Annotated in this window: 4 protein-coding genes; all 4 read right to left on the bottom strand. The window is 29.8% G+C overall.

All coding sequences use genetic code 11. The features are described from left to right. Positions 1 to 186: 186 nt before the first annotated feature. Positions 187 to 483, bottom strand: a complete 297-nt coding sequence (locus tag AC2D8I_RS16115) for a hypothetical protein (RefSeq protein WP_484707136.1) — start codon at positions 481 to 483, stop codon at positions 187 to 189. Then, positions 476 to 1,108 carry a nucleotidyltransferase domain-containing protein gene (locus AC2D8I_RS16110; RefSeq protein ID WP_484707134.1) on the bottom strand — a complete coding sequence of 211 codons (633 nt, stop codon included), beginning with the start codon at positions 1,106 to 1,108 and terminating at the stop codon, positions 476 to 478. The genes AC2D8I_RS16115 and AC2D8I_RS16110 overlap by 8 nt, the downstream gene beginning before the upstream one ends. Beyond that, a complete protein-coding gene (locus tag AC2D8I_RS16105; protein ID WP_484707133.1) occupies positions 1,108 to 1,563 on the bottom strand; it encodes a hypothetical protein in 456 nt (151 codons plus the stop codon). The genes AC2D8I_RS16110 and AC2D8I_RS16105 overlap by 1 nt, the downstream gene beginning before the upstream one ends. An 84-nt stretch (positions 1,564 to 1,647) precedes the next feature. Beyond that, on the bottom strand, positions 1,648 to 1,914 hold the full coding sequence (locus AC2D8I_RS16100; protein WP_484707132.1) for a pentapeptide repeat-containing protein: 267 nt from the start codon (positions 1,912 to 1,914) through the stop codon (positions 1,648 to 1,650). Positions 1,915 to 2,110 lie beyond the last annotated feature (196 nt).

Here is a 2,110-nt window from a genome sequence, read left to right as displayed (position 1 = left end):
GTTTCTTTCCAAGGCATAATTTCTGTTTTTATTCAGAAATTTAGTCTTTAAAAAGTGTAAACGATGTCCCTTTAACTTTGTAAACGATGTTTCTTTACCATACCCAATGGCATACAACGGTTCGGCTATGAAGCGTACCACTCTGTGTTGTGCCTGCGGCAGAGCGGTATGCTTTATGAGCCATTGTTATAGCCCGTTTTTACAATATTTCTTCAAAATCATTAAAGAACTGTCTATTTCAATACACATCTCTTTATAATCTTCTGAAACCTGTTCTTGACTTTTATTTGCTAGAAAAAATAGTTTTTCAGAAAGAAATAGTAACTCTTTTACTACCTTATTAGTTTTGTCGATATTATTTACTTGACACCATTTATTTATTGTATTTAATGACAAACCTGACAGCGCTGTTTGGAAATTTGAACTATTTACAATCTTTATCACCTTTCTTTGTAAATCTATTCTATTAAGGAATTCACTCATTTGTTACTTTTTCTATAATGAATTGGAACCAATCATTTATTAATTTAAATTCTTTGCTTATATAATTATAGTCATCTGTATTAATATTTTCACCAATCCCTCTTGTGGAAAGTATTCTAGCTCCCATAAGTAAACTAAAGCTCTTATCTGAAATACTTATTGAATCTGATGATATATTTAATGCTGAAGTGCGTGAAAATATTTTCTTATCAAGAAAACCAAGAGCATAACATGTTGCAAAATTCCTAATTGCAAGAAAAATCATAGACAAATCAAAATCTCTTGAATTAGAACTTTCTAAAAGAGATTTATACGAATCAACAAATAGTTTTTGAAACTTCATTAAATCTTCTTTCCCTCTCTTATACTTTTGCGGTTCTCCTAGTTCGGATATGAAGTTTTTCCCATCTGGAGAAAAAGCGATTTTAGATTCCAAGAATAAATGCCAGGCAAATGGGTTTCCCTCTTGCCAAAGTTCATTAATTCTTTCTTTAGTATAGATAGAATATTTATTCGGATCAATATCTGATAGGATCTCATTTGATGATTTTATAACTAACAAATCAATATCGGAATATGAATCAATTTCACCACGACAAACTGAACCAAAAGTGTATATATACATTACCTACGATTAAAGCGTTTTAATAATATTGACATAAATAAACCAAAACTAATAAGGCGCATTAACGTAATAAAGGATAAATATAAATCAGAGTAATATGATGGCTTTACAACGCCTAGAAATATGCTAGGTGCTTTAATAGCAGAATTAATATAATCACTTAAAAGATTAAGGTTACCACTCTTAAATACGTCAAAAACAGACATGATTATACCTAAAAATAGAATTGACCTTAAAAGGTAAAGAGGTTGTTCTCCATTACCCCAAACAAATTCTTGAATTTTGAAATTGCTCCAAATTAAAAACATTTTAACACGATTCCATTTTTTGTATTTATTTCTGTAATATGTTTTGTTCGAATGCCAAGAAGCGTATAGGTGTTCTTTTGTCGCGGATAATTCTATCCTTATCGCCTTGTTAACAGATTCTGAATCACCAAGAGATTGATAATTCATTCTTAAAGAACGAGCGAACTTTAAAACAAGATTATCATAACTAGGACAATTATTCAATAGTATATCATTGTCAATCGTTGTTTTTTAAAATGTTGCGTACTCAAACTTGCTACCTGGAAATGAACTTCCTGTAAAATTACTACTTGCAAACTTGCAACCATTAAAATTACAGCTATCAAACACACAATCTCTAAAATAGCAACCTTCAAAAAAAGTATGGCTAAAGTCTACATTTTCAAATCTCTTTTTTTTGGAGCCAATCCTCACAAATATCTTATTATGGTATGACTCATTCTTTAGGTCTGAATCAAATATTTTATCCTCTATTTTTTCTTTATCGTTACCAATCATATTTTTGATATTCTGTTCATATTCACCACCTAATGAGTATAATGGGCTATAACGTTTCGTGTAAAATGCGTTTTAATGCATTTTTACACTTCTTAAGTTTACAATTCATTAAATTTAAACATAAATAAGAAAAGACAAAAGAGAGGAATAAGGTTATGATACACGCAGAAGCTTAAGACTTCGTCAACATTGAAAA

The organism is Lacinutrix sp. YIN62, from assembly GCF_057219185.1.
The sequence above is the reverse complement of the archived record's forward strand: the minus strand, read 5'-3'. Positions and strand labels throughout refer to the sequence as shown.

Bases quoted from the DNA above. Each gene is read 5' to 3' on its own strand.
- AC2D8I_RS16115 (WP_484707136.1), bottom strand. From the start codon at position 483: ATGAGTGAATTCCTTAATAGAATAGATTTACAAAGAAAGGTGATAAAG.
- AC2D8I_RS16110 (WP_484707134.1), bottom strand. From the start codon at position 1,108: ATGTATATATACACTTTTGGTTCAGTTTGTCGTGGTGAAATTGATTCA.
- AC2D8I_RS16105 (WP_484707133.1), bottom strand. From the start codon at position 1,563: ATGAATTATCAATCTCTTGGTGATTCAGAATCTGTTAACAAGGCGATA.
- AC2D8I_RS16100 (WP_484707132.1), bottom strand. From the start codon at position 1,914: ATGATTGGTAACGATAAAGAAAAAATAGAGGATAAAATATTTGATTCA.